Annotated in this window: 20 protein-coding genes and 1 pseudogene; 12 read left to right on the forward strand and 9 right to left on the reverse strand. The window is 67.5% G+C overall.

Going from position 1 to position 26,725, the window contains the following annotated elements; all coding sequences use genetic code 11:
• Positions 1–21 precede the first annotated feature (21 nt).
• Positions 22–2,211 carry a primosomal protein N' gene (locus GH815_RS05660; protein WP_153747789.1) on the reverse strand — a complete coding sequence of 730 codons (2,190 nt, stop codon included), beginning with the start codon at positions 2,209–2,211 and terminating at the stop codon, positions 22–24.
• A 90-nt stretch (positions 2,212–2,301) separates the two neighbouring features.
• Between GH815_RS05660 and fsa the strand changes: the two genes are divergently transcribed.
• The 3 genes from fsa to GH815_RS05675 are packed head-to-tail and all read left to right on the forward strand — an operon-like array spanning position 2,302 to position 4,628.
• Positions 2,302–2,955, forward strand: coding sequence for a fructose-6-phosphate aldolase (fsa, locus tag GH815_RS05665; RefSeq protein ID WP_153747790.1), 654 nt, complete (start codon positions 2,302–2,304; stop codon positions 2,953–2,955).
• Between the two features lie 45 nt (positions 2,956–3,000).
• Positions 3,001–3,708: a DUF484 family protein gene (locus GH815_RS05670; RefSeq protein WP_153747791.1), complete on the forward strand. Its 708-nt coding sequence runs from the start codon at positions 3,001–3,003 to the stop codon at positions 3,706–3,708.
• Positions 3,705–4,628 carry a tyrosine recombinase XerC gene (locus tag GH815_RS05675; protein WP_153747792.1) on the forward strand — a complete coding sequence of 308 codons (924 nt, stop codon included), beginning with the start codon at positions 3,705–3,707 and terminating at the stop codon, positions 4,626–4,628. Before GH815_RS05670 ends, GH815_RS05675 begins: the two co-directional genes overlap by 4 nt.
• Before the next feature lie 110 nt (positions 4,629–4,738).
• Here the strand turns inward: GH815_RS05675 and GH815_RS05680 are convergent, their stop codons facing one another.
• Together GH815_RS05680 and GH815_RS05685 are read right to left on the reverse strand one after the other, a co-directional pair.
• Positions 4,739–6,106: a thioesterase family protein gene (locus GH815_RS05680; RefSeq protein WP_153747793.1), complete on the reverse strand. Its 1,368-nt coding sequence runs from the start codon at positions 6,104–6,106 to the stop codon at positions 4,739–4,741.
• Positions 6,107–6,309: 203 nt separating this feature from the next.
• Positions 6,310–7,353 carry an aldo/keto reductase gene (locus GH815_RS05685; protein WP_153747794.1) on the reverse strand — a complete coding sequence of 348 codons (1,044 nt, stop codon included), beginning with the start codon at positions 7,351–7,353 and terminating at the stop codon, positions 6,310–6,312.
• Between the two features lie 246 nt (positions 7,354–7,599).
• On the opposite strand from GH815_RS05685, the gene metG reads away from it, so the two are divergent.
• Positions 7,600–9,315: a methionine--tRNA ligase gene (metG, locus tag GH815_RS05690; RefSeq protein ID WP_153747795.1), complete on the forward strand. Its 1,716-nt coding sequence runs from the start codon at positions 7,600–7,602 to the stop codon at positions 9,313–9,315.
• 193 nt (positions 9,316–9,508) lie between these two features.
• Here the strand turns inward: metG and GH815_RS05695 are convergent, their stop codons facing one another.
• From GH815_RS05695 to GH815_RS05710, 4 genes are all read right to left on the reverse strand, one after another.
• Positions 9,509–9,949: a universal stress protein gene (locus GH815_RS05695; RefSeq protein ID WP_153747796.1), complete on the reverse strand. Its 441-nt coding sequence runs from the start codon at positions 9,947–9,949 to the stop codon at positions 9,509–9,511.
• On the reverse strand, positions 9,946–12,555 hold the full coding sequence (locus GH815_RS05700; RefSeq protein WP_153747797.1) for a TRAP transporter permease: 2,610 nt from the start codon (positions 12,553–12,555) through the stop codon (positions 9,946–9,948). Before GH815_RS05700 ends, GH815_RS05695 begins: the two co-directional genes overlap by 4 nt.
• Before the next feature lie 124 nt (positions 12,556–12,679).
• Positions 12,680–13,648: a TAXI family TRAP transporter solute-binding subunit gene (locus GH815_RS05705; protein WP_153747798.1), complete on the reverse strand. Its 969-nt coding sequence runs from the start codon at positions 13,646–13,648 to the stop codon at positions 12,680–12,682.
• Positions 13,649–13,690: 42 nt separating this feature from the next.
• Positions 13,691–14,560 (reverse strand): MurR/RpiR family transcriptional regulator, encoded by an 870-nt coding sequence (locus GH815_RS05710; protein ID WP_153747907.1) that lies wholly within the window; start codon positions 14,558–14,560, stop codon positions 13,691–13,693.
• 123 nt (positions 14,561–14,683) lie between these two features.
• Here GH815_RS05710 and GH815_RS05715 point away from each other — a divergent pair, with 123 nt between their 5' ends.
• Positions 14,684–16,003, forward strand: a complete 1,320-nt coding sequence (locus tag GH815_RS05715) for an aspartate aminotransferase family protein (protein ID WP_153747799.1) — start codon at positions 14,684–14,686, stop codon at positions 16,001–16,003.
• Between the two features lie 3 nt (positions 16,004–16,006).
• On the opposite strand, the gene GH815_RS05720 is transcribed toward GH815_RS05715, so the two are convergent.
• Positions 16,007–17,842: an SLC13 family permease gene (locus GH815_RS05720; RefSeq protein WP_153747800.1), complete on the reverse strand. Its 1,836-nt coding sequence runs from the start codon at positions 17,840–17,842 to the stop codon at positions 16,007–16,009.
• A gap of 316 nt (positions 17,843–18,158) precedes the next feature.
• On the opposite strand from GH815_RS05720, the pseudogene GH815_RS05725 reads away from it, so the two are divergent.
• From GH815_RS05725 to GH815_RS05755, 7 genes and pseudogenes are all read left to right on the forward strand, one after another.
• A pseudogene (locus GH815_RS05725) lies at positions 18,159–19,401 on the forward strand (AAA family ATPase).
• Positions 19,402–19,420: 19 nt separating this feature from the next.
• Complete coding sequence (locus tag GH815_RS05730) at positions 19,421–20,833, forward strand: CpaF family protein (protein ID WP_153747801.1); 1,413 nt, start codon at positions 19,421–19,423, stop codon at positions 20,831–20,833.
• Between the two features lie 3 nt (positions 20,834–20,836).
• Positions 20,837–21,805 carry a type II secretion system F family protein gene (locus GH815_RS05735; RefSeq protein ID WP_153747802.1) on the forward strand — a complete coding sequence of 323 codons (969 nt, stop codon included), beginning with the start codon at positions 20,837–20,839 and terminating at the stop codon, positions 21,803–21,805.
• 12 nt (positions 21,806–21,817) lie between these two features.
• Positions 21,818–22,807, forward strand: a complete 990-nt coding sequence (locus GH815_RS05740; protein ID WP_153747803.1) for a type II secretion system F family protein — start codon at positions 21,818–21,820, stop codon at positions 22,805–22,807.
• Entirely contained in the window at positions 22,770–23,372 is a 603-nt protein-coding gene (locus tag GH815_RS05745; RefSeq protein WP_153747804.1) for a tetratricopeptide repeat protein, read from the forward strand. Before GH815_RS05740 ends, GH815_RS05745 begins: the two co-directional genes overlap by 38 nt.
• 26 nt (positions 23,373–23,398) lie before the next feature.
• Positions 23,399–24,244, forward strand: a complete 846-nt coding sequence (locus GH815_RS05750) for a tetratricopeptide repeat protein (RefSeq protein WP_153747805.1) — start codon at positions 23,399–23,401, stop codon at positions 24,242–24,244.
• 269 nt (positions 24,245–24,513) lie between these two features.
• The gene (locus tag GH815_RS05755) at positions 24,514–25,035 is read left to right on the forward strand and encodes an A24 family peptidase (RefSeq protein WP_407072166.1); all 522 of its coding nucleotides are present in this window, start codon (positions 24,514–24,516) and stop codon (positions 25,033–25,035) included.
• Here the strand turns inward: GH815_RS05755 and GH815_RS05760 are convergent.
• Positions 24,990–26,600 (reverse strand): hypothetical protein, encoded by a 1,611-nt coding sequence (locus tag GH815_RS05760; RefSeq protein ID WP_153747806.1) that lies wholly within the window; start codon positions 26,598–26,600, stop codon positions 24,990–24,992. The two genes, GH815_RS05755 and GH815_RS05760, sit on opposite strands and share 46 nt — an antisense overlap.
• Between the last annotated feature and the right edge of the window lie 125 nt (positions 26,601–26,725).

A 26,725-nucleotide genomic window follows, 5' to 3' on the forward strand; every position in this document is an offset into this window, starting at 1 on the left:
GTCATCCGGCAGGACCAGAGCCTAGAAAAAGCTCTGCGGGTCGATATCGACCGCCAGCCGGACCTGCGCGGGCAGCTTGACCGGGGCCAGCCAGTCGCGGATCGCCGGTTGCAGCGCCGCGCCCTTCGCCGCCTTGATCAGCAGGCGCACCCGATGGCGGCCGCGGATCCGCGCAATCGGCGCGGGCGCGGGGCCGTAAAGCTGCGCGCCGATCCGGCGCAGGGGCGCATCGTTGCGCGCCAGATGGGTGCCGAGGTCAAACGCGGTCTTGGCCTCGGGCGCCGAAAGGATGATCCCCGCAAGCCGCCCATAGGGCGGCATTCCGGCTGCACGCCGCTCGGCGGCCTCGGCTCGCCAGAAGCCTTCCTCGTCGCCGGTCAGGATCGCGCGGATCACCGGATGCTCGGGCTGGAAGCTCTGCAACAGCGCCACGCCCTGATCCGCGCCGCGCCCCGCCCGCCCCGCCACCTGCCGCATCAACTGGAAGGTACGTTCCGCCGCGCGCAGGTCGGAGCCTTGCAGCCCCAGATCCGCGTCGATCACGCCCACCAGCGTCAGCAGCGGGAAATTATGTCCCTTAGCAACAAGTTGCGTGCCAATGATGATGTCGGCCTCGCCGCCCGCAATCGCCTCGATCTGGTCCTTCAGCGCGCGTGCGGTGGTAAACAGATCCGAGGACAGCACCGCGACGCGCGCCGCGGGAAACAGCGCGGCGGCTTCTTCGGCCAACCGCTCGACCCCCGGCCCCACCGGCGCCAGCTTGCCCGTCGCGCCGCAGGAGGGGCAGGTTTCGGGGATCGGTTTCGTCTCGCCGCATTGGTGGCAGACCAGCCGCTTCAGGAAGCGGTGTTCCACCATCCGCGCGTCGCACTGATCGCAGCCGATCATGTGCCCGCAGGCCCGGCAGACCGTCACCGGCGCATAGCCCCGGCGGTTGAGGAACAGCAGCGACTGCCGCCCCGCCGCCAGCCGCGCCGCCACCGCCCGTTGAAGCGTGGGCGAAATCCAGCGCCCGGCGGGCATATCCTCGGCCCGCAGGTCGATCGTCGCCATCTCGGGCAGTTCCGCAGCGCCGAAGCGTGCGGTCAGATCGAGGCGGGCGTATTTCCCGGCCTCGGCATTGGCCCAGCTTTCAAGGCTGGGCGTGGCCGAGGCCAGCACCACCTGCGCGGACGCCAGCGAGGCGCGCAGAACCGCCATGTCGCGGGCATTGTAAAGCACGCCCTCCTCCTGCTTGTAGGAACTGTCATGCTCCTCATCGACAACGATCAGGCCGAGATCGCGGAACGGCAGGAACAGCGCGGACCGCGCCCCCACGACAAGCTGCGCCTCGCCCCGCCCGACCATGCGCCAGAGCCGGCGGCGTTCGACCATGGTCACGCCCGAATGCCACTCGGCCGGCCGCGCGCCGAAGCGGCGCTCGACCCGCGCCAGAAACTCTGATGTCAGCGCGATTTCCGGCAGCAGGACAAGGGCTTGCCGCCCCCTCCTCAGGCATTCCGCGACCGCCTCCAGATAGACCTCGGTCTTGCCCGAGCCGGTCACACCCTTGAGCAGCGTCGTGCCATAGACCCCGTTGGCCACGCCCGCGCAAAGCCGCGCCGCAGCCGTGGCCTGATCCTCGGCCAGCGCCAGACCGGGCCGGGCGGGGTCAAGGCGGGGATAGGGTCGGTCGCGCGGCGTGTCCTGTTCCAGTACAGCGCCGGTGGCCAGGAGCCCCTTGACCACGCCGGGCGAAACCCCGGCCTCGGCCGCCAGTTCGCCCAGCGTGAAGGCAAGCCCGCCATAGCCTTCAAGCACCTCGATCACGCGGGCGCGCGGTTCGGTCATCCGGTCGGGCAGCCCAGCGCCCCGGCGATAGATCTTCTGCATCGAGGGTGCATCGCCCAGACCCGGCGCGCGCGTCGCCAGCCGCAGCATCGCCGAAAGCGGCGTCAGCGTGTATTCGGCCGCGCGTTCCAGAAAGCCGCGCAACTCGTCGCGCATCGGCGCGGCATCCAGCACCCGGCCGATGCTGCGCAGCCTGGCCGCATCGAACCCGCCCTCGCCCGGCCCCCAGACCACGCCCAGCACCCGGCGCGGCCCCAGCGGCACCTCGACGAAATCGCCCGGGCGGCAGCCGCCTTCGGGCGCGAGGTAGTCGAGGATGCGGTCCAGCGGCTCGGCCGTCAGCACGCCGACCCGTGCGCCGGGGGCAAAGCCGCCGCTCATGCCCGCCCGCCCCAAAGACGCCCTTTCGGGCCGCCCCCGCATCCGCTAAGACCGGCGCGACATTTCGCAGCAAGATGCAGGACAATCGCCATGAAATTCTTCGTCGATACCGCCGATGTGGACGCGATCCGCGAACTGGCCGAGCTGGGCATGGCCGACGGGGTGACCACCAACCCCTCGCTGATCCTGAAATCGGGCCGCGACATCCTTGAGGTGACGCGCGAGATCTGCGGCATCGTCGAGGGCCCCGTTTCGGCCGAGGTGGTGGCGACCGCAGCCCCGAAGATGATCGAGGAAGGCCGGAAACTGGCGCAGATCGCCCCGAATATCGCGGTCAAGGTGCCGCTGACCTGGGACGGGCTGAAGGCGTGCAAGACGCTGACCGGCGAGGGCCACATGGTCAATGTCACGCTCTGCTTTTCCGCCGCGCAGGCGATCCTGGCCGCCAAGGCGGGCGCGACCTTCGTTTCGCCCTTCGTCGGGCGGCTGGACGACATCAATCTGGATGGCATGGACCTGATCGCCGACATCCGCGCGATCTATGACAATTACGGCTTCGAGACGCAGATACTGGCCGCCTCGATCCGCTCGGTCAACCATGTCACCGAAGCCGCCAAGATCGGCGCCGATGTCGTAACCGCGCCGCCCGGCGTGCTGAAACAGATGGCCGCCCATCCCCTGACCGACAAGGGTCTGGCCACGTTCCTGGCAGATTGGGAAAAAACGGGGCAGAAAATCCTGTAGGCTTGGTGTAAGGTCGCGCAAAACGACCATAAACACGAGGCAGACATGAGCAGTTCCCCCGCCGTCGCGGACGATCTTCGCGCGAAGATCATTGCCGATCCCGACGTGATCCTTGACGATCCCGACGTTATGCGCGCGCTTGTAGCCGCGAACGAGCGGATGATGGGCGCCAATATCGTCGATCTGCGCGGCATCGCGATGGAACGGCTGGAGGCCCGGCTTGACCGGCTGGAGGAAACCCACCGCTCGGTCATCGCCGCCGCCTACGAGAACCTGTCGGGCACGAACCAGATCCACCGCGCCGCCCTTGCGCTGCTGGAACCCGAGGAGTTCGCCGGGTTCGTCGAAACACTGGCGGGCGAGGTCGCCGCGATCCTGCGCATCGACAGCCTGCGGCTGGTGCTGGAAAGCGCCCGCGAGGACGAAGCCGAGGCGCTGGCCGCACTGGGCGAGACGGTACAAGTCGCGCCCGCAGGCTTCATCGACGCCTATATCGGCGGCGTTCACGGGCGCAGCCTGCGCATCGTGACGCTGCGCCAGCAGATGCCGGGCAACGGCATGCTTTACGGCGAAAAGGCAGACATGATCCGGTCCGAGGCGCTGCTCAGGCTGGATTTCGGCCCCGACCGGCTGCCGGGCATGCTGGCGATGGGCTCGGGCGATCCGCAGCAATTCGCGCCGAACCAGGGCACCGATCTGCTGACCTTCTTCGCGGGACTTCTGGAACGGGCGATGCGCCGTTTCCTGGGATGAGCCTGGCGCTGAGCCCCGCCGCGCGCGCGGCGCTGTCGGACTGGCTGGCCGAGGAACGCGCGCTGAACGGGGCGGCCGAGAACACGATCCGCGCCTATGGCGCGGACGTGACAGCGTTTCTTGCCTTCCTGGCCGAGTATGACGGGGCGCCCGCAGGGCCTGCGCGGCTGGCGACAGTCGAGTCGCGCGACATGCGCGCCTGGATGGCGCATGAACGCGGCCGCGGGCTTGGCGCGCGCTCGCTTGCCCGGGCGCTGTCGGCGGTCAAGGGCTTCTTTCGCTGGCATGGACGGCGCGAGGGGTTCGAGCCGACGGCCGTGCTATCCGCCCGCGCGCCCAAGATCCGGCGCAAGCTGCCCCGCCCGCTGGCCGAAGATGCCGCCCGCGCGGTGCTGGAGAGCGTGGGCGACCATGCGCGCGCGCCGTGGATCGCGGCGCGCGATGCGGCGGTGGTGACGCTGCTTTACGGCTGCGGGCTGCGCATTTCCGAGGCGCTGGGGCTTTGCGGCCGCGACGCACCCCTGCCCGACAGCCTGCGCATCCTCGGCAAGGGCGGCAAGGAACGGATCGTGCCGGTCCTGCCCGCTGCGCGCGAGGCCGTGGCGGCCTATCTGCGACTCTGCCCGTTCGAAACGACGCCCGAGGGGCCGCTGTTTCGCGGCGCGCGCGGCGGCGCGTTGAACCCAAGACTGGTGGCGCGGGCGATGGAACAGACGCGGGCGCGGCTTGGCCTGCCGGCCACGGCAACACCACATGCGCTGCGCCACAGTTTCGCCACGCATCTGCTGGCTGCCGGGGGCGATCTGCGGGCGATCCAGGAATTGCTGGGCCATGCCTCGCTGTCGACGACACAGGCCTACACGGCGGTCGACACCGCCCGGCTGATGGAAGTTTACGAATCCGCCCACCCTAGGGCCTGAGATCAGGAAAACGGCGCGCGCTGACGCGCGCAAGACATTGTCTGGCGGCCCGTTCCGGGCCGCGTTGGGGTATTTGGACCAAGAAGAAGGCAGGGCGGGGGATCTGCCTGTCAGGTCATTGCGCCCGTGCCGCCCGGCCGCTGGCCCACGGCCCGGCCCGCCCCGTCCGGGCGGGGCAGCGCGGCATGGGCCCTGGCGATGGTGGCGAGCCGGAGGGCCAGATCGGGGGCAGGCGGCGTGCTGCGGCGGGTCGCAAGGCTGACATGGATCAGCAGATGCTCGGCGGTCGCGGCCAGTTGCCCCCCCGAAAGCATCCGGTGGAACAGGTGCATCTTCGCTCCCTCGGCGCCCAGCACGATGGTCTCGATCCGGAAATGCTGGCCCGCGCGCAATTCGGTAAGGTGACGGATATGGGTCTCGACGGTGAAGAAGCTGGCCCCTGCCGCGATATGGGCGGCATCGCAGCCGATCAGCGCCATCATCCGGTCGGTGGCATCGGCAAAGGCATGCAGATAGCGCGACTCGGTCATGTGGCCGTTGTAATCGGTCCAGTCCAGCGGCACCGCGCGATCCTGGGTCAGCAGCGGCCGGGCGTCATCGCCGGGCGGCGGGCGGCGGGCGGCGTCGAATTCCGCCAGATGCGCCCCCGCCCCCGTGCCGGTCCAGCGCAGCGCCCGCATCAGCGCGACCAGATCGGTATCGCGGGCGCGCGTCAGGTCGTCCGGGGTCTGGGCCTCGGCCGCCTCCGGCGGATCGGTCGGCGCTGGCTGGGCTGCGCGCCGCCCCGCGCCGAACGGTCCCGCCTGCGCCCAGCCAAGCCCCAGGCCGAAGCGGATCGCGCGGTCGATCTCCGCGGTCGTGGCAATGCCCTCCTGCACAAGCCGCAGCGCCTCGCGCCGGAGCGCCTCGGTCAGATGTCCGACGATATGGCCTTCGTTCTCGCGCCGCAGCACCAGCGGGGCCATGCCGATCCCGGCCAGTATCCCGCTGGCCCGTTCGAGCATGGCGGCGGGCGCATCGGGGGCGCCGGCCAGTTCGACGAGCGGCAGCAGATAGACCGGATCGACGGGGCAGGCGACCAGAACATGGCAGCGCAGCGCCCCCGGCCCCTGAAGCATGGACGGCGTGAAGCCCGCCGAGGAGGAGGCGAGGATCACATCACCGGCGCAATGCTCCTGCACCTTCTGGTAGAGCGTGCGCTTGAGGTCGAGCCGTTCTGGCACGCTTTCCTGGATCCAGTCCGCGCCCTGCACCGCCTGCGAGATCCGCTCGGTCAGCAGCACCGGACCTTCGGGCGGCAACGGGCTGTCATGCAGCCCCGGCAGCGCGCGGCGGGCATTGTCCAGCACCGCCGCGACCCGGGCGGCAGCGGCCGGATCGGGATCGAAGACGCGCACCTGCCAGCCCATCAGCGCAAAGCGCGCCGCCCAGCCCGCGCCGATCACACCGGCGCCGAGGATCGCAGCGACACGGCTCATGCGCGCTGGCCCGGACGCAGGGGCGCTATGGCGGCGCAGTCCCCCCCCTTGCGGTTGCTCTGACGCGGCATGTTCTTCCCCCCTGTCCGCGCGACGCATGATGGCAGCGCCGGACGCTGTGGCAAGGCCCGCAGGCGGGACGCGCGCACGGGGTTGCCCAAGCGTGCCGGAGTTGCAACGCCCCCTGTGGAGGCGCTCCGCGGTCAGAACGGCATCGGATGGGCCTTGTGTGCCAGGGCGATGTCGGCCAGCACCTCGGCCGACAGGGTCAGATCGGCGGCGCCGAGCGCGGTTTCAAGCTGCGCGGTCGAGGTCGCGCCGAGGATCGGCACCGCCGGGAAGGGCCGCTGAGCGATGAAGGCCAGCGCCATCTGCACCGGGTCGAGCCCATGCGCCTTGGCGATGCCCAGATAGGCCGCGACAGCCTCGAATACGCGGGGGGTGATGCGGCCGTTCAGATCGGGCAGCCGCGCGCGCCGCGTACCCTCGGGCGTGACATCGCCGGCATATTTGCCGGTCAGCAGCCCCGTGGCCAGCGGCGAATAGGCCAGCAGCGTCATTTCCTCGTTCACGCCCAGTTCGGCAAGGTCGGTGTCATACTGGCGGCAGAGCAGCGAATATTCGTTCTGGATCGTCTGCGCCCGCGGCAGCCCGTGCTGTTCGGCCAGACCCAGCCATTGGCAGGTACCCCAGGCGCTTTCGTTTGACAGGCCGAAATGGCGGATCTTTCCCTCCTGCACCAGATCGGCCAGCGCCTCCAGGCAGTTCTGCATGTCGGCCAGAGTCGCGTCGCGGTCCTGCCCCGAAGGATCATAGGCCCACGACTTGCGAAAATGATAGGAGCCGCGATTGGGCCAGTGGATCTGGTAAAGGTCGATGTAATCGGTCCGAAGCCGCCGGAGCGAGCCCTCGACCCCCTCGCGGATGGTTTCGGGCGAGACCGGCGCCCCCTCGCGCACGGCGCGCTGGCCTGCGCCGGTGATCTTGGTGGCGATGATCACGTCATGGCGGCGGCCGGTCTTGCGCAGCCAGTTGCCGATGATCCGCTCGGTCCGGCCGACGGTTTCCTCGCGCACCGGGGCCACGGGATACATCTCGGCGGTGTCGATGAAGGTCACGCCCCGGTCGAGTGCCAGGTCGATCTGGGCATGGCCCTCTTCCTGGGTGTTCTGGCTGCCCCAGGTCATGCTGCCCAGGCACAGGCAGGACACCCGCAATCCGGTTCGGCCCAGCGCGACTTTCCTCATGGCGGTCCCCTGTCGTTTCCCTGTTGCGCAAAGTGATCGGCTATAATGGTCGGCGCAACCCTTCTTGCACGCGAAGGTTGACAAAATCCTTGCAGTTCGGGGTCTTGGGGACGGAATGCACCGCCCCTGCCCCAGCCAAAGGCCCCGGAAACGCCGTCAAGGCCCCGCCCGCCCCGGGGGCGCTGGCCATCGCGCGGGGCTTGGGCTAAACCGGGCACCGACGCTCGGCAAGAAGGCAGCCCCCGCATGGCACGCATCCTGATCACCTCGGCGATCCCTTATATCAACGGGATCAAGCATCTGGGAAATCTTGTCGGCAGCCAGTTGCCCGCCGACCTTTATGCCCGCTACATGCGCGCCCGCGGCCATGAGGTGATGTTCCTCTGCGCCACCGACGAGCATGGCACGCCCGCCGAACTGGCCGCGGCCAAGACCGGCGAGCCGGTGGCCGAGTATTGCGCCCGGATGCATGGGGTGCAGGCGGACCTTGCGCGCGGCTTCCGGCTGTCCTTCGACCATTTCGGGCGGTCCTCCTCGCCCCAGAACCATCGCCTGACGCAGTATTTCGCGGGCCGCCTGGCCGAGAACGGCTATATCGAGGAAGTGACCGAGCGGCAGGTCTATTCCAACGCCGACAACCGCTTCCTGCCCGACCGCTATATCGAGGGCACCTGCCCCAATTGCGGCTATCACAAGGCCCGCGGCGACCAGTGCGAGAACTGCACCAAGCAACTGGATCCGACCGACCTGATCGACCCGCGTTCTGCGATTTCCGGCTCGACGGACCTGGAGGTGCGCGAGACCAAGCATCTGTATCTGCGGCAATCCGCGCTGAAGGGCGAGTTGGCGGCATGGATCGACTCCAAGACCGACTGGCCGATCCTGACCACCTCGATCGCGAAGAAATGGCTGAACGATGGCGACGGGTTGCAGGACCGCGGCATCACCCGCGATCTGGACTGGGGCATCCCGGTGAGGAAGGGCGATCAGGACTGGCCGGGGATGGAGGGCAAGGTCTTTTACGTCTGGTTCGACGCGCCCATCGAATACATCGCCGCCGCCGCCGAATGGGCCGAGGCCCATGGCCGGCCCGATGCCGACTGGCGGCGCTGGTGGCGCACCGACGAGGGCGCAGAGGATGTTCGATATGTGCAATTCATGGGCAAGGACAACGTACCCTTCCACACCCTGTCCTTCCCCGCCACCATCATGGGGTCGCGCGATCCGTGGAAGCTGGTCGATTATATCAAGTCCTTCAACTACCTGAATTATGATGGCGGGCAATTCTCGACCAGCCAGGGCCGCGGCGTGTTCATGGATCAGGCGCTGGCGATCCTGCCCTCCGACTACTGGCGCTGGTGGCTTCTGTCCCATGCGCCGGAAAGTTCGGATAGTGAATTTACATGGGAGAATTTCCAGGCTGCGGTGAACAAGGATCTGGCCGATGTGCTGGGCAATTTCGTCAGCCGCGTGACCAAGTTCTGCCGCGCGAAATTCGGCGAGGCGGTGCCCGAGGGCGGAAGCCTCGGCGACCGCGAGCAGGAGTTGATCGACGACCTCTACATCCGCATCCGCGCCTATGAGGCACATATGGAGGCGATCGAGGTGCGCAAGGCGGCGGGTGAGTTGCGCGCGATCTGGGTGGCGGGCAACGAATACCTGCAAGCGGCAGAACCCTGGACGGTCATCAAGACAGACCCGCAGGCCGCGGCCGCCATCGTGCGGTTCTCGCTGAACCTGATCCGGCTTTATGCGGTGCTGTCGGCGCCCTTCATCCCCGATGCGAGCGAGACCCTGCTGAAAGCGCTGGACACCGATGGCGACTGGCCCAACGACCTGCGCGACGCATTGGCGCGCCTGACGGCTGGCCATGGCTTTGCCACCCCCGACATCCTGTTCCGCAAGATCGCCGACGAGGAACGCGAAGGCTGGCAGGCGCAGTTCGCGGGCGCGCGGCGCTGAGGGAACGGGAGCGCTCCCGCCCCCGTCCTGCGCGGGGCTTGCGCCCCGCTTGTCCGGCGTTGGGCGTGGCGCGCCCGCTGACGCGGGGGCGCGCCTCCGGCGGGGATATTTGGGGCCAGAAGAAGATGAGTCGAATGGCCTGTCCTTCTTCCTGGCAAAAATACCCGATGTCCTGCCGGTTCAGCCTGGCGCGTCAGGCGGGTTGGCGCACGACATAAACCGAGCAGTCGGAATGGCGGACGACGCGGGCGGCGTTGGGTCCGAGCAGGTAGTCGCGCAGGTCGGGCTTGTGCGCACCGATCACGATGAGATCGGCGCCTGCCTCGCGCGCGGCATGAAGGATTTCCTCGTAGGCCTTGCCGGTCGCGACGATGTGGCGGACGGACTTGTTCGCCTCGGCGCCGATCACGGCGGTAACGAATTCGTCGAGCAGGCTCCGCGCCCTGGCCACGGCCCTGTCATGGAACTCCTTGTCGAAATACTGGCCCACCACGCTCATCCCGAAATCGGGAACGACGGTGATGACGTCGAGCCGGGCGCCGTCGAGCCGGGCGAGGCGGTCGGCCACGCGCAGCACCTCGGCGTCGAGCGCGGGCTGGGTCACGTCTATGGCGGCGAGGATCGAGGCGGTCATGCCGGGGCCTCCTGGCGGCGGGCGCGGCCCAGTTGGGCCCAGGCAACAAGCCCGAGCAGCAGCAGGGCCGGCAGGTAGATCAGTTCCTTGGGCGGTTGCGGTTGGGGCACGCGCAGCGCGGTGATCTCGACAGGCTCGTCGCCGTAGAAATCAAAGGCGCGCAGGGCGCCCGCGACGGGTGTGCCGAACATCGGTTCGTCCAGCACCATCCGGCCGCCACGGTCCTCGGGCAACAGGCCCGTGGCGGCCAGACGTGCCGCGCCGCCAGCCTGATCGCCGACGGTCACGACCAGGCTGGTTTCGCGCGGGGCGAAGGTGTTGAAATCAGGCCCCAGCACGCGCAGCCGGATCTGGTCACCCGGTGCGGCCTCGTCCAGCGCCTGTTCCAGTTGCGCGGGCGGCAGGTCGGCAAAGGGCGGTTGCACCCGGTTCATGAAGTAATCGGGCCGGAACAGCGCAAAGGCGATCGCGATCAGCGCCGCGCTTTCGTAAAGCCGGTTGCGGGTGATGAACCAGCCCATCGTTCCGGCCGTGAAGACCAGGATCGCCACGGTTGCCACGATGAAGACAAGGATGCCCTGTGTCCATGTCACGTCGATCAGCAACAGATCGGTGTTGAAGATGAAGAAGAAGGGCAGCGCGACGGTGCGCAGCGAGTAGAAGAAGGCGGTGAAACCGGTGCGGATCGCATCCCCCCCCGATACCGCGGCGGCGGCGAAACTTGCCAGCCCCACGGGCGGGGTCACGTCCGCCATGATGCCGAAATAGAACACGAACAGATGCACGGCGATCAGCGGCACGATCAGCCCCGATTGCGCGCCAAGCTGCACGACGACCCCCGCCATCAGCGAGGAGACCACGATGTAGTTCGCCGTGGTCGGCAGCCCCATGCCAAGGATCAGCGACAGAAGCCCGACGAAGACCAGCATCAGGATCAGGTTGCCGCCCGAGACGAACTCGACCAGATCGGCCATCACCTGCCCGATGCCGGTCAGCGTCACGGTGCCCACGATCACCCCTGCGGTGGCGGTGGCCAGCGCGATGCCGATCATGTTGCGCGCGCCCGCGATCAGCCCCGAGACCAGATCGCCGAACCCCTGCACGAAGGCCGGTCCCATCGCCCGTCCGCCGCGGAAAAGCGCCTTGAGCGGGCGCTGGGTCAGCAGGATCGCGAACAGCAGCATCGTTGCCCAGAACGCCGACAGACCGGGCGATTTCTGCTCGATCATCAGGAAGTAGACCAGCACGATGATCGGCAGCAGGAAATGTAGCCCGCTCTTGTAGATCTCGGATACCACCGGCAGCCGCAGATCCCCGGAATTGGGATCGTCGGGCTCCAGATCGGGTACGGTCGCGGCCAGCGCCAGCAGCGCGACATAGGCCAGGAAGACAAGCGCCGCCAGCACCCAGCCCGCCCCATCGGGCACCAGCGCCACGACCCAGCCCACGGGATATTGCACCAGGTAGCACAGCGCCGCGAAGCCCGCGAAGAAAGCGAACATGCCGCCCACCGTGCGCCCCAGCGACACCACCCGGTCGCCCAGCGCGGGCATGTTGCGCTTCACCGCCTCGAGATGGACGATATAGACCAGCGCGATATACGAGATCATCGCGGGCAGGAACGCGTGGGTGATGACCTCGACGTAAGAGATCCCCACATATTCCACCATCAGAAAGGCCGCCGCGCCCATCACGGGGGGCATGATCTGGCCGTTGACGGAACTTGCCACCTCGACCGCGCCCGCGCGCTCGGGCGTAAAGCCCACCCGCTTCATCAACGGGATGGTGAAGGTGCCGGTGGTCACCACATTGGCAATCGACGAGCCCGAGATCAGCCCCGTCGCGGCCGAGCCCACCACCGCCGCCTTGGCGGGGCCGCCGCGCAGATGCCCCAGCGCGCCAAAGGCCATCTTGATGAAGTAATTGCCCGCCCCGGCCTTGTCCAACAGCGCACCGAACAGCACGAACAGGAAGACGAACCGCGCGGAAACCCCCAGCGCGATGCCAAAGACGCCTTCGGCGGTGATCCACATATGGCTCATCGCCTTTTGCAGGCTGGCACCCTTCCACTGGATCACGTCGGGCACCCAGTTGGCCGAGCCGAAGAAGACATAAAGCAGGAAGATCGTCGCGATCACGGCCATCGCAGGCCCCAGCGCCCGGCGCGCGGCCTCGAACAGCAGCACGAGACCCGCCAGGGCGAACCACTTGTCGGTATCGTCGGCAAGCCCGCCCGAGCGCACGATCTTGTCATAGAAGAAATAGCCGTAAAGCGCGATGAAGGCACCAAGCCCGGCCAGGATCCAGTCCTGAACGGGGATGCTGCGCCGCGGGCTCGATTTCAGCGCGGGATAGGCGCAGAAGGCAAGGAAGATCGCAAAGGCCAGATGGATCTGGCGCGAATTGTTGATGATAGCGCTGGGCAGGATCACGTTGGCCATGGGCGAGGCCAGCGCCACCTGGAACAGCGACCAGCACAGCGCCACCGCCGCCAGGAACAGCCCCACGGCACCGGCCGGGTTGCGCGCACCGGAATCCGAGGCCGCGACGAGCTGTTGCAGTTCCTGTTCGCTGAGCGCGCGGCCACCGCCACCGGTTCTCGCCATGGCTTTCCGTCTCCCGGCTGGACCGCGGGCGGGCCGCGGCGTGTCGTTCACCGGCGCTTTTGCCGCGCCTTTCTGGGGGCCGGGGCACAGAAGCGCCCCGGCCGATTGATGATGGCAGAACCGCTTACTCGATCCAGCCCTTTTCGCGATAATAGCGCGCCGCGCCGTCATGCAGCGGCGCCGACAGGCCGTCGGCGATCATTTCCTCGGGTTTCAGATCGGCAAAGGCCGGGTGCAGTTCCTTGAACTCGTCGAAATTCTCGAACACCGCCTTGACCAGAACATAGACCGCTTCCTCGGGCACGGCCGCCGAGGACACGAAGGTTGCGCCCACGCCGAAGGTCGTCACATCGGCATCGGTGCCGCGATACATGCCGCCCGGGATCGTGGCGTGACGGTAATAGGGGCGTTCCTCGATCAGCGTCTCGATCGCCTCGCCCGCGACATTGACCAGCACCGAGTCGCAGGCCGTTGTCGCCTCCTGGATCGAGCCCGAGGGGTGGCCGACCGTGTAAACCATCGCGTCGATCTGGTTGTCGCACAGCGCCTGGCTTTGCTCGGCGGGGCGCAGCTCGGCGGCAAGGGCGAAATCGGCATTGCTCCAGCCCATCGCCTCCATCACCACTTCCATCGTGCCGCGCTGACCGGAGCCGGGATTGCCGACATTCACCCGCTTGCCCTTGAGATCCTCGAAATTGGCGATGCCCGCATCGGCACGGGCGACCACGGTGAACGGCTCGGGATGCAGCGCAAAGACCGCGCGCAGATCCTCGAACGGGCCGTCAGCCTCGAAATTCTCGGAGCTGCCGTTGTAGGAATGGAACTGCCAGTCCGACTGCACCACGCCGAATTCCAGTTCGCCCGCGCGCAGGGTCTTGAGGTTGTAGACCGACCCCCCGGTGGATTCGACCGAACAGCGGATGCCATGCTCGCGCCGGTCCTTGTTGACCAGACGGCAGATCGCGCCGCCCGCGGGATAATAGACGCCGGTCACGCCGCCGGTGCCGATGGTGATGAACTGATCGGCAGCGACAGGGCTGGCCATTGCGCCCAGCGCAGCCGCGGCCGCGGTCAGTTTCAGTTTTGCAAACATCAGGTTACTCCTCTGTTGGTTGGTCGTTTTCGGTCGGGTCGCTTACCCGTCCCAGAGTTCGTCCAGGCGGTGACTGCGCGCTTCCACGTCTTCGATCCGGGCCTTTGCCTCGGGCCCCGCCCGGGCGGCCATCATCCCGATGATGGTCTCGGCCAGCACCAGGCTTGCGGCATAGGAGGAAAAGAAATGCGGGCTGTCCGAGGGCAGGATGAAACCCTGATCGGCCCATTTCAGCGCCGGGCAGGCATGGGTGTCGGTGATGACCACCAGATAGGCCCCCCGCTCGCGCCCCATCTCGGCGGCCAGGATCGCGCGCCGGGCAAAGGGCGGCTTGGTCAGCACGATCAGCGCATCCTCTGCGCCCAGATCGGCCATGGCGCTGGCAATCGACGCCCCCATCCGCCCGGCAAGCCGCCAGTTCGGGGCGAAGTAATTGCCCATATAGCCCATGTATTCGACGATCCCCGTCGAGCCCAGCGCACCGAACAGCACCACATGGCGCGCTGCATGCAGCCGGTCCACCGCCGCCTCCAGCCGGTCGGGGTCGATCAGCCGCGCCATCGCCTCGATATTGGCGGCGCAAGCGCTGGCCTGCCGGGTCAGGAACGGCTCGCCGCCCGCACCGGCCTCGGCCTGAAGGCGGCGGACCCGTTCGGAGAAACTGACATAGCGCCGCCCGACCGCGTTGCGGGAAAGCTCGCGCATGTCCTCGTAGCTGGCAAAGCCCAGCGCGCGCGCCAGCCGGGAAAAGGTGGCCGGCGCCAGCCCCGACGAGGCCGAGATCGCGCGCAGCGAGCGGGTTGCCACATCGACCGGGTTCGCCGCAACGTAATCGGCGGCCGCACGCAGCTTGGCGCTGAGCGCGCCGTATTCCGCGGCGATCTTGTCCTCGATGGATGGCCCGTCCGGCATCAGCCCCCCGGTCAGATTCGGTGAAACATAGCGTTTCAACCGTTTTGCGCGTTGTCAATTCCTGAAACGTCTGTTTCAGTCCCGGGCTGAACCCCTGCCTGCGACTCGCGCCCGAAAGCCTCCATGTCCCACATCTTCCCTCGCAATTCCCGAGCCAGCCTGCCCGTGATCGACCGGGGCGAGGGCGTCTATCTAGTTGACAGCACGGGCAAACGCTATCTCGACGGCTCGGGCGGGGCGGCGGTGTCCTGCCTTGGCCATTCCGATGCCGCGGTGAACGCGGCGATCAAGGCGCAACTCGACCGCGTGGCCTTTGCCCATACCGGCTTCTTCACCTCGGACCCCGCCGAGCGTCTGGCCGACGCGCTGATCGCCCATGCGCCCGCGGGGCTTGAGCGGGTCTATCTGGTCTCGGGCGGGTCCGAGGCGGTCGAGGCTGCGCTGAAACTCGCCCGCCAATACGCGCTGGAAACCGGCCAGCCCGCCCGACACCGGGTCATCGCGCGGCGGCAAAGCTATCACGGCAACACGCTGGGCGCGCTGGCAACGGGCGGCAACATGTGGCGGCGCGAGCCCTTTGCCCCGCTGATGATCGAGACCACCCATATCGCGCCCTGCTACGCCTATCGCGGCCAGGACCCGGGCGAAAGCGCGGCCGAGTATGGCCAGCGCGTCGCCAATGAGCTGGAGGCCGAGATCCTCCGCCTTGGCCCCGAAACCGTGCTGGCCTTCGTCGCCGAGCCGGTCGTGGGCGCGACCCTTGGCGCGGTCCCCGCCGTCGATGGCTATTTCCGCCGCATCCGCGAGATTTGCGATACTTACGGCGTGTTGCTCATCCTTGACGAGGTGATGTGCGGCATGGGCCGCACCGGCACGCTGTTTGCCTGCACGCAGGACGGCATCGCCCCCGACATCCTGACCATCGCCAAGGGGCTGGGCGCGGGCTATCAGCCGGTCGGCGCGATGCTGTGTTCCGCCGCCATCCATGACGCCATCGCCGCAGGCTCGGGCTTCTTCCAGCATGGCCACACCTATATGGGCCACCCGGTCGCGGCGGCCGCCGCGCTGGCGGTGCTGGGGCGGCTGACCGACGATGGGCTGGTCGAGCGGGCGCAGACCATGGGCGCCCGCCTGCGCACAGCCCTTCAAACCGCCTTCTGCCAGCACCCCCATATCGGCGACATTCGCGGCCGGGGCCTGTTCCTCGGGCTCGAACTGGTCGCGGATCGCGAGACGAAACAGCCCTTCGACCCCGCCCGCAAGCTGCACGCCCGCCTCAAGGCCGCCGCCTTCGAGGCCGGGCTTATCTGCTACCCGATGGGCGGCACCATCGACGGGCGGCAGGGCGATCATGTGCTTCTGGCGCCGCCCTTCATCCTGGAGGATGCCCATATCGACGAGATGGTGACCAGGCTGGGCACCGCGCTGGCGCAGAGCCTGTAGGCGTCAGGGCGCGATCCCCAGCGGCAGCAGGATCGGCAGCAGCGTGACCGACACGACCAGCGTCACCACCGTAAAGGGTGTACCGATGCGCACGAAATCCATGAACCGATATCCGCCCGGCGCCAGCACCAGCAGGTTCACGGGCGAGGAAACCGGCGTCATGAACGCGGTCGAGGCCGCCAGCGCCACGCACATCGCAAACGGATAGGGCGAGGCGCCCAGCCCCTGCGCAATCGCCAGCGCAACGGGGGCCATCAGCACCGCGGTCGCGGTGTTCGAGATGAACAGGCTCAGCGTCGTCGTGGCCAGGAACAGCGCGGCCAGCAACAGCCGCGGCTGCTCTGCCCCGATCAACTCAAGCGCCGCGGCGGCCGCCAGATCGACCCCGCCCGTGCGCTGCAAGGCCAGTGCAAAGGGCATCATCCCGGCGATCAGCACCAGCGTCTGCCAGCTGATCGCCCGATAGCCCGAGCGCGTGTCCATCACCCCGAACAGCCCCAGCGCCAGACAGCCGATCAGCGCGGCCTGCGCATTGGGCAGCACGCCGGTTGCCATCGCCGCCACCACGCCCAGCAGCACCGCGACCGCGATGGGCGCGCGGCGGCGTTCGGGCACGAATTCCTCGGCCTCCTCGGGCAGATCCAGCAGCACCAGATCGCGCCGCTGCCCGGCCATCTGGCGGATCACACGCCACGGCCCGGCCAAGAGCAGCGTGTCCCCCTCGCGCAGCGCGCTGTCCGAGGCGGGACCGGGCAGCACCGCCTGCCCGCGGCGAATGGCGATCACCGACAGCCCTAGGGTGTCGCGCATTCGCGCCTCGGCGGGCGAGCGTCCGGCAAGGACCGACCCGTGCGGCACCATCGCCTCGACCAGCCCGAATTCGCGGGCCGGACGCGCGACATCGCGGCCCGTCATCGGCAGGGCCGTCAGCCCGTAGCGCGCGGCGAACTGCGTCCCGTCAAAGCGTGCGCCGACCACGCCCAGCAGCAGGATGTCCTGCGCATGCAGTTGTGTGGCGGCCACGGGCTCGACCAGTTCGGGGCCAAGCCGCCCGCACCGCTCGATCATCACCACTGTCACCCCGGCCCGCGCAGGTAGGTCCAGCGCATCCAAGCTTTGCCCCGCCAGCGCCGAACCCGGGCCGATCTGCAACCGCAGAAGCCGCCCGTCAGGGGCATAGCTCGCCGCCAGATCCCGCATCCTGAGCCGGCGCGGCGGCGGCGCATCCTCGGTCGTCGTCAGCCTGCGGCGCACCGCCACCATGTAAAGGATCGCCAGAACAAGGATCGGCAAGCCGAAGGGTGTAAAGGCGAAGAAACCGAACCCCTCATGCCCGTCGCGCACCAGCGCGGCATTGACGACCATGTTGGGCGGCGTGGCGACCAGCGTCAGCATCCCGCTGATCAGCGCCGCCATCGACAGCGGCATCATCAGCCGCCCCGCCGCCACCCGCGCCGCACGCGCGATGCGCAGCACGATGGGCACGAAGATCGCGACAACGCCCGTCGAACTCATCACCGCGCTCAGCCCCGCGGCGGCCAGCATCAGGAACGCGATCAACCGCGTCTCGCGCCCGCCCGCCGCGCGCACCATCCGGTCGCCGATCCATTGCGCGACACCCGTGCGCACCAGCGCATCGCCGATCACGAAGAGCGCGGCAATCAGGATCACGGAGGGGTCGGAAAAGCCCGACAGCGCCTCGGGCACCGACACGACACCGGTGAATGGCAGCACTGCCACGAGCATCAGCGCGACCGCATCCATCCGCGGCCGGCCCAGCGCGAACAGCACCAGCGCCACCCCCAGAAGACCCAGGATCATCGCCAGTTCGACCGTCATGCACCGCCCCCGCTTGCCCGTGTCACCGTCCGGCTACCATTCACGATGCCGTCGCCGCCCGATTCCCTTAGACACGGCCCATCCTTCGGGTGTTTTCGCACGCCGGTAAACCCGGCGCGGGTCACATCCGAGTTCAAGTGCGGCGCGCGGCAGAGCCGGACTTCCAACAATTTCGGTTTTCGGGCCGTAATGTTGCCCAGATTGGCTTTCACAATCCGGTCGAGAGCGGTGTGCGCGACGGCGAGTCGTGCGCGGGCCGGGTCCGACATGGCCAGAAGGTCGGCGGGCCGGTCCGCAGGAAGGGAAGTGGACGGACATGACGAGTTTGGCGGCCCTGCATTCGGATCCGGCCCCGGTGATCGCCTGCACGGTGTCCCGGGACATCCAGAATTTCGACCTGCTGATCGAGGACATGGAAGCAGAACTTGGCGCGTGCTGGGGCGACCTTGCCTTTCCGGATGCCAGCAGCTTCTTCGACCAGCCCGATGCGCGGTCGCTGGAATTCATCGCAGTCGCGGTGGACGACCAGGACGAGGACAACATCGCCTTCATCGGCGAGATCATCCGCAACGCCAAGCGCCGCAACATCAAGGTCATCGTCATCGCCGAGGAACTGAGCCCGATCGCGCTGCACCAGCTGATGCGCGTGGGGGCCGACGATTTCGTTCCCTACCCGCTGCCCGAACGCGCCCTGCACGACGCGATCGAGCGGGTGCGCCGGCCGTCCCCGGCGGCGCTTGCCCCCGGCCAGGGCGGCCAGATCGTTCCGGCGGTGTCGCGCTCGCATCGCGACGGCGTCGTGCTGCCGGTGCATGGGCTGGCGGGCGGGGTCGGCGCCTCGACCTTCGCGGTGAACCTGGCCTGGGAACTGCGCCTTGCCGCCAAGGGCACCCCCAGCCGGGTCTGCCTGCTCGATCTCGACCTGCAATTCGGCTCGATCTCGACCTATCTCGACCTGCCGCGCAAGGATGCGGTGTTCGAGCTTCTGTCCGACATCCCCGCGATGGACAGCGACACCTTCATGCAGGCGCTTCAGACCTATCGCGACGGGTTGCATGTGCTGACCGCGCCCGCCGACATCCTGCCGCTCGACATCATCGGTTCCGACGACGTGAAGCGGCTGATCGAGATCGCACGCTCGCAATTCGAGTTCGTCGTGATCGACATGCCCACGACGCTGGTACAATGGACCGAGGCGGTGCTGAGCCAGGCCCATGTCTATTTCGGCCTGCTGGAACTGGACATGCGCTCGGCCCAGAACGCGCTCCGGCTGATCCGCGCGCTGAAATCCGAGGATCTGCCCTATGAGCGGCTGCGCTACGCGATGAACCGGGCGCCGAAATTCACCGATCTCTCGGGCAAGAGCCGGGTCAAGCGTATGGCGGAAAGCCTTGACATAGATATCGAGATCCATCTGCCCGAGGGCGGTCAGCGAGGCCGGGGATCACGGCCTGCCGCTGGCCGAAACCGCCGCCAAGGCGCCGCTGCGCAGGGAAATCCAGAAACTCGCGAACTCGCTTTTCGAGCTCGGCCAGATGTCGGCCGCGGCCGAGGCGTGACAGACAGGACGCTTGCCCGATGTTCTCACGATACAAGAAGACCGATGCCGGGCCCACCGGTCCCGCGGCCGCCCCGCAGCGCCAGGACGCGCCGAGCGCCGCCCAGACGCCCAAGGCAGCCCCCCCAAAGCCCGCGCCCGTCGACAAGGAGCGCAAGCGCAAGGAGCGTTTGGGCGAGCTGAAGGTCGAGCTGCACAAGCGGCTTCTGGAGAACCTCAACCTTGCCGCGCTGGAACATGCCGAGGAAAAGGACCTGCGCGCCGAGATCCAGGCCATCGCCAGCGAGGCGCTGGAGGAGATGGGCATCGTCCTGAACAAGGAGGACCGCCAGCAACTCAACCAGGAGCTTTACGACGAGGTGGTTGGCCTCGGCCCGCTGGAGCCGCTGCTGAAGGACGAGACGATCAACGACATCCTTGTGAACGGCCCCAAGCAGATCTTCGTCGAGCGGGGGGGCAAGCTTACGCCCACCGACATCACCTTCAAGGACGAACGCCACCTTCTGCGGATCATCGACAAGATCGTGTCGGCCGTGGGCCGACGTGTCGATGAATCGAACCCCTATGTCGATGCCCGGCTGGCGGATGGCTCGCGCTTCAACGCGATGGTGCCGCCGATCGCGGTGGATGGCAGCCTTGTCTCGATCCGCAAGTTCAAGAAGGACAAGCTGGGGATCGAGGATCTGGTGAAATTCGGCGCCTTCACGGATGAAATGGCCGCCTATCTTCAGGCCGCAGTGGCCACGCGGCTGAACATCGTCGTCTCTGGCGGGACCGGCTCGGGCAAGACCACGACGCTGAACGCGCTGTCCTCCTTCATCGACAATTCCGAACGCATCCTGACGATCGAGGACACCGCGGAGCTTCAGCTTCAGCAGACCCATGTCGGCCGGATGGAAAGCCGCCCGCCGAATGTCGAGGGCAAGGGCGCGGTTACCCAGCGCGACTGCCTCAAGAACGCGCTCAGGATGCGGCCCGACCGCATCATCGTCGGCGAGACGCGCGGCGAGGAAGTGATCGACATGCTTCAGGCCATGAACACGGGCCATGACGGCTCGATGACCACGATCCACGCCAACAACGCGCGCGACGCGGTTTCTCGGCTTGAGAACATGGTGGCGATGGCCGGGATCGAGATGCCGCTCAAGGCGGTGCGCAGCCAGATCGCCTCGGCCGTCAACCTGATCGTGCAGGCCAGCCGCCTTCAGGACGGTTCGCGCCGCATGGTCTCGATCACCGAGATCACCGGCATGGAGGGCGAGGTGATCTCGATGCAGGAGGTCTTCCGCTACGAACGCCTCGGGCTGGCACCCGACGGCAAGATCATCGGCCGCTTCACCGCAACCGGCGTGCGCAGCCATTATTCCGAGCGCTTCCGCCAATGGGGCTACGACCTGCCGGCCAGCATCTTCGAACCGAACAGGGGAATGTAAGCCATGCAGATCGGTATGGATGCGATCATCTATGGCCTGATCTTCGTCGCCGTCCTGGCGCTGGTCGAGGGCCTGTATCTGACGGTGTTCGGCAAGTCGATCAGCCTGAACGCCAAGGTGAACCGCCGGCTGGAAATGCTGGAAAAGGGCACGGACCGCGAAAAGGTGCTGGAACAGCTCCGCAAGGAGATGCGCCAGCACATGAATGCCCGCGGCATCCCGCTATACTCCTTGCTGGCGGAACGGGCGCAAAAGGCCAATATCGCGTTCACGCCGAACCAGCTGATCATGGTCATGGCGGTGCTTTCCGTGGTCGCCTTTCTCGGCCTGACCGTGGGCACCGATGCCGCGCTGCCGGTGCGCGTGCTGGTTGCGGTCGCGATGGGCGTGGGCGGGGTCTATGTCTGGGTCAATGGCAAGGCGAAGAAACGGCTCGGCCTGATCGAGGAGCAGTTGCCCGACGCGGTAGAACTGATGGTACGCTCGCTGCGCGTCGGCCACCCCTTCGCCTCGGCGATCAACATCGTCGCCAAGGAGGTGCCCGATCCGCTGGGCACCGAGTTCGGCATCATCGCCGACGAGGCCGCCTATGGCCGCGACGTGGGCGAGGCGCTGAAGGATCTGGCCGAGCGCGTGGACATGCAGGATCTGCGCTTTCTTGCCGTGGCGGTCACGATCCAGCAGCAATCAGGCGGCAACCTCGCAGAGGTTCTGGAGGGGCTGGCCAAGGTGATCCGTTCGCGCTTCAAGCTGTTCCGCCGGGTCAAGGCGCTCACCGCCGAGGCGAAATGGTCGGGCATGTTCCTGTCCGGCTTCCCGATCGCCGCGGTCTTCATGATCCTGACGATCAAGCCCGACTATTTCGACGCGGTCAAGGACTCGCCCTTCTTCATTCCCGCCGCCATCGCGGTCGGCGTCATTCTGGTCGTGAACGTGATCTTCATGCGGATCATGGTCAACATCAAGGTTTGAGGAGCAGGGCCCATGGACATCATCGCCACCCTCAACACCGCCCTGATCGACCGGTTCGGCGCGTTCGGCCCGCTTTATGCCTTGGGCGCGCTGGGCTTCCTGATGATCGCGCTGACCTTGCCCGCGCTTCTGAAAAAGCGCGTCGACCCGCTTGACAAGTTCAAGCGCGAAACCCGCGAGATGAAGGCGGCAAGTGCGCGCGAACCGGCGGCGGCGCTCAGGCCCACCTCGCGCGCGGACAAGCTCGAACGCTTCTCGCATTTCCTTGAGCCCCAGAACGAGGAGGAATTCTCGGCTATCCGGCTCAAGCTGATGCGGGCGGGCTACCGCTCGAAAACCGCGGTGCGGATCTTCCATTTCGCCCAGCTTGCGCTGGGGCTCGGGCTTCTGATGCTCGGCGTGTTCTACACCATCCTGAACAGCGCCAGCAGCCAGGTCGATACCACCCGGCTGATCCTGTCGGTGATCATTCCGGGCGCGATCGGCTATTATCTGCCGCGCTACTGGGTCGAACGGCGGGTTCAGACGCGCCAGCAGGAGATCACCAACGGCTTTCCAGACAGCTTGGACATGATGCTGGTCTGCGTCGAGGCGGGCCAGTCGCTGGACCAGTCGATCATCCGCGTCGCGCGCGAGATGCGGGCAGGCTTTCCCGACCTTGCCGAAGAATACGAGATCGTCGCCCAGGAGATGAAGGCCGGCAAGGACAAGGTGCAGGTTCTCAAGGACATGGCCGAACGCTGCGGCGTGACCGATATCTCGTCCTTCGTGACGGTGCTGATCCAGTCGGCCACCTTCGGCACCTCGATTGCCGAGGCGCTGCGGGTCTTCTCGGCCGAAATGCGCGACAAGCGTGTCATGCGTGCCGAGGAAAAGGCGAACGTGCTGCCGACCAAATTGACACTGGGCACGATGATGTTCACGGTGCCACCGCTGCTTATCATCCTGATCGGCCCGGCGGTCTATGACATCTACACCACGTTCTCGACCGCGACCTTCTGAACCGCTCCGGCGTGCGCCGCTTCTGGCCGTGTTCCTGCTGCTTGCCGCCTGCGCGCAGAGCGGCAGGCTGGGGCCGGGTTTCGAGGGTCTGGCCCCGCCCCCGGGCACGCCCGAGATCACCGACGCGGTTGACGGGCTGATCGTCGGCCACCGGCTGATGGCGGCGGGGGAGTACGAACTGGCGCTGAAAGCCTATTACCGTGCCGGGGCCGAACAGGGGCTGAACGCCGATGTGCTGTCCGCGATCGGCTCGGCCAACCTGCGGCTGGGGCGGCTTGGCCAGGCGGAAAGACAACTGCGCCACGCGCTGAAACTGGACAATCGCTTCGTGCCGGCCTGGAACAATCTGGGCGTGGTGCTGATCGAGAAGGGCGAGGCCGGCGAGGCGCGGCGGGTCTTCGAAACCGCTTTTGCCCTTGATAGTGGCCGATCTGACGACATCCGGCAGAATCTGCTGCTGGCTATCGAAAAAACCGGCGATCCATCCTATGATCCGGCCAACAAGAGCGACTTCCAGCTGGTTCGGCGCGGCAGCGACCGCTTCCTGCTGATCGCCACACCCTGAGGCCCGGGCAGCAGAGGACGCAGGACATGCGCAAACATATCCTTGTCGCGACATGCGCGGCGCTTGCGCTTGCGGGTTGCCAGCGCCCGGGCGAAGGCGATGTCGAACGCGCCATTCAGGACGTGCTGTCGGGCGATGAAAACAGCCTGAACGAGATCATGATGAACGTCGCCGATCCCGGCGAGGCGGTCACCCATTTCCGTCGGACCCTGGAGACACAGCCCGACAGCATCGCGGCCCAGCGCGGGCTTGCCCGGTCGCTGGTCAGGGCGGGGCGCAACAGCGAGGCCGTTCCGGCCTGGGCGCGCGTCACCGCGCATCCCGAGGCGACCCACGAGGACCGGGTGGAACATGCCGATGCGCTGATCCGTGCCGGCGAGTGGAAAAAGGCCGAGGCGGTATTGCAGACGATCCCGCCGACCCACGAAACCTATCGCCGCTACCGGCTTGAGGCGATGGTGGCCGATGCCAACAAGCAATGGGCCAAGGCCGACAGCTTCTATGAAACCGCCGCGGGGCTGACGACGCGGCCCTCGGGCGTGCTGAACAACTGGGGCTTTTCCAAGCTGACGCGGGGCGATTTCAAGGGCGCCGAACGGCTGTTCACCGAGGCGATCCGCTATGACCCGTCGCTTTTCACCGCCAAGAACAACCTGGTTCTGGCCCGCGGCGCCCAGCGCAATTACGATCTGCCGGTGGTCCAGATGACGCCGGTCGAGCGGGCGCAGCTTTACCACACGCTCGCGCTGACCGCGATCAAGCAAGGCGATGTCTCCATCGGCAAGGGGCTGCTGCAAGAGGCGATCGACGCCCATCCGCAGCATTTCGATCCGGCGGTGCGCGCGTTGCAGGCGCTTGAGGCGCGGGGCTAGCAGGGCGAGCAGATTGAACGCGCCTGGGTATTCCATCTCGCTGTCGGAGTCCGCGTTGCGGCCGATCGGTGCAGCGCGTGGGCCTGCCCAGCCGCCGCCTTGGGCCTGCCCTATCCCTGCCCGAATGCGCGCCGACCCTTGCGCCGATCCACCCCGCCCGGAGCGCCCGCATGACTTCGCTTGACCTTGCTGCACCCCAATCCCGCACCGGCGGACGGGCCGCAACCCTCGCGCTGGGCCTTGCCTTTGGCGCGATTCTCGTGGGGCTGATCGCGCGCGCGGTCGATCTGGGCGCACCGCTGGGCATGGTGGCCGTCCTGCCCTTCGTTCTGCCGATCGCGGTCTGGGTCGCAATTGCCGACATGAAGACGATGAAGATCCCGAACCGGGCCGTTCTGGCATTGGTCGCGGTCTTTGCACTGGCCGGACCGGTCGCCTTGCCGCTGGAGGTCTGGGCCTGGTGCTGGGTGCATCTCGGCGTCGTGCTGGTTCTGGGCTTCGTGATGAGCAGTCTCGGCATGATCGGCGCGGGCGATGCGAAATTCGCTGCCGCCATGGCGCCCTTCGTGGCGCTGGCCGATCTGGGGAGCTTCCTGTTCCTGTTCGCCGCAGTGACCGTGCTGGCCTTTGTCGGTCATAGGCTGGCCCGCCGAATCCCGGCGGTGCGCCGCGCCCTGCCCGGCTGGGACTCCTGGGAGCGCCGCGATTTCCCCATGGGGCTGGCGCTGGCGGGGGGGCTTCTGGTCTATCTCGGGCTTGCGGCGCTGGGCGCGATGCCAAGCAGCACATAATCAGGGGTCCGGCGCAGTTCGGTCAGGACATAGCCTGCCTCGTCCAGCTCGCGCAGGATGCTGGCGCGCACATCGGGTCGCGCGGCGCATTGCGGCACCAGAACAAGCTCTGCCGCCTCGACCCCGGGCAGCCCGCCATAATACCAGGGCGCCCCGCCCGGCAAAGGCGCGACACCGCCGAAAAGCGCATAGGCGCTCAGCATGTCGGCCACCAGAACGGGCCGCCCGCCGAACCCCGCCGCGCCGACATCCTCGGACACCGCGCGGAACCAGCCGACAAGCCCGCTGAGCAGGCGGCAAGGCTCCAGCGGCGCACCCTCCAGAAGCGTCAGTTCGGGCATCGACGCGCCCTGCCCGATGTCCTGCCCTGCCGCAAGCGGTCGGCTGACCCGGGTCTGGACATGGGCGATGCGATCCGGCCGCATCCGGATGCCCTGATCGCCGGGCAATACCTCGACCGCATCGACGCTGCGGGCCATCAGGTTGCGCAGCGGGCTTTCGGCCATGGCAACAAGGATCGGCGCGACAAGGATCAGCGCGCCCCAGCCGGTCACCGCCAGCCCACGGCCCGCCCCCTGCCCCGGAGCCGCGCAGAGCGTCAGCGCAAAGATCCCCAGAAAGAACAGCCAGACCGGATCGTTGCCGTAATTCTGGTAGGTGACATAGGCCAGCCCTGGCGCTGCGGCGAGCAGCAACAGCCCTTCGCGCAAACGCCCGGACCGGCGCGCCAGCGTCACGGCCGCAAACAGAAGCATCGTGCCCGCCACGCCCCTGGGCCCGGTCAGGACATCAAGCAGGCTGTCGCCCGGGAAGGGCCGGATATCGGTCCGGGCCACGGCCAGAAGGTCGCCAAGATAGGCCACCCAGAATCCCGGGCCCGCCGCAAGCGTCACCGCCAGCATCACGCCAAGCCCCGTCCCCAGCACCGCCAGCGCACCGTGCCGGTCACGCGCAAGCAGTAGCGCCAGCGCGACGACGGGCACCGCGGCGACAAGATAGGTCATCTTGATCAGCGCCAGCGCCGCCAGCCCCAGCCCCATGATCGCCCCGTCAGCAACCCGCGCCCGCTGCCCCGCCCGGCGGCCGGGCAGCACCGCCAGCACCAGCACGACGAACAGGATGGCCCAGGCCCAGCGGTTGTAGCTCATCGACAGCGATATCTCGGGTGCGGCCGTCGCGGGCACCAGCGCCACCGCCAGCAGCATGATTCCCGCCCCGAAGACATGGGCCCAGGGCCGCGCCAGCCGGTCATGCGCCGCCCACCAGGCCGCGGGCAAAAGCGCCGCGCCGACCAGCGCCTGGCCCAGCACGAACGCCTCTGCAAACGGGTGGCCAAGCCGGACGAACAGCGCGATGGGCGCATTGGCCAGCACGCCCAGCGGCGTCATGAAATCAAGATGCGGCCAGTCGCCCGCAGCCTGGTGCAGCACGATCTGCACCATATGCAGCATGTCGCCCTCGTGCATGGCCGGGTATAGCCCGCCCGCCGCCAGCCCCGCCCAGCTCGCCGCGCCCAGCACCGCAGCCATCGCCGCGGCCAGCCCGAGCATGTCCAATCGCGTCATGCGCCCTGCCCTCCTGTCGTTGCGCCGCCTGGCGGCCGCTGTGGCGACGGAGCCTGCGCAATCCTTGCGATTGTCCGGAAACGCCCGGCCTGTCGCCCAAGAATTGCCCCAAAATACGGTGAGTT

The organism is Rhodovulum strictum (assembly GCF_009649175.1).
GTDB lineage: Bacteria > Pseudomonadota > Alphaproteobacteria > Rhodobacterales > Rhodobacteraceae > Rhodovulum > Rhodovulum strictum.

Coding starts and splice junctions, on each gene's coding strand:
- GH815_RS05660 (WP_153747789.1), bottom strand. CDS start 2,211: ATGAGCGGCGGCTTTGCCCCCGGCGCACGGGTCGGCGTGCTGACGGCC.
- fsa (WP_153747790.1), top strand. CDS start 2,302: ATGAAATTCTTCGTCGATACCGCCGATGTGGACGCGATCCGCGAACTG.
- GH815_RS05670 (WP_153747791.1), top strand. CDS start 3,001: ATGAGCAGTTCCCCCGCCGTCGCGGACGATCTTCGCGCGAAGATCATT.
- GH815_RS05675 (WP_153747792.1), top strand. CDS start 3,705: ATGAGCCTGGCGCTGAGCCCCGCCGCGCGCGCGGCGCTGTCGGACTGG.
- GH815_RS05680 (WP_153747793.1), bottom strand. CDS start 6,106: ATGAGCCGTGTCGCTGCGATCCTCGGCGCCGGTGTGATCGGCGCGGGC.
- GH815_RS05685 (WP_153747794.1), bottom strand. CDS start 7,353: ATGAGGAAAGTCGCGCTGGGCCGAACCGGATTGCGGGTGTCCTGCCTG.
- metG (WP_153747795.1), top strand. CDS start 7,600: ATGGCACGCATCCTGATCACCTCGGCGATCCCTTATATCAACGGGATC.
- GH815_RS05695 (WP_153747796.1), bottom strand. CDS start 9,949: ATGACCGCCTCGATCCTCGCCGCCATAGACGTGACCCAGCCCGCGCTC.
- GH815_RS05700 (WP_153747797.1), bottom strand. CDS start 12,555: ATGGCGAGAACCGGTGGCGGTGGCCGCGCGCTCAGCGAACAGGAACTG.
- GH815_RS05705 (WP_153747798.1), bottom strand. CDS start 13,648: ATGTTTGCAAAACTGAAACTGACCGCGGCCGCGGCTGCGCTGGGCGCA.
- GH815_RS05710 (WP_153747907.1), bottom strand. CDS start 14,560: ATGCCGGACGGGCCATCCATCGAGGACAAGATCGCCGCGGAATACGGC.
- GH815_RS05715 (WP_153747799.1), top strand. CDS start 14,684: ATGTCCCACATCTTCCCTCGCAATTCCCGAGCCAGCCTGCCCGTGATC.
- GH815_RS05720 (WP_153747800.1), bottom strand. CDS start 17,842: ATGACGGTCGAACTGGCGATGATCCTGGGTCTTCTGGGGGTGGCGCTG.
- GH815_RS05730 (WP_153747801.1), top strand. CDS start 19,421: ATGTTCTCACGATACAAGAAGACCGATGCCGGGCCCACCGGTCCCGCG.
- GH815_RS05735 (WP_153747802.1), top strand. CDS start 20,837: ATGCAGATCGGTATGGATGCGATCATCTATGGCCTGATCTTCGTCGCC.
- GH815_RS05740 (WP_153747803.1), top strand. CDS start 21,818: ATGGACATCATCGCCACCCTCAACACCGCCCTGATCGACCGGTTCGGC.
- GH815_RS05745 (WP_153747804.1), top strand. CDS start 22,770: ATGACATCTACACCACGTTCTCGACCGCGACCTTCTGAACCGCTCCGG.
- GH815_RS05750 (WP_153747805.1), top strand. CDS start 23,399: ATGCGCAAACATATCCTTGTCGCGACATGCGCGGCGCTTGCGCTTGCG.
- GH815_RS05760 (WP_153747806.1), bottom strand. CDS start 26,600: ATGACGCGATTGGACATGCTCGGGCTGGCCGCGGCGATGGCTGCGGTG.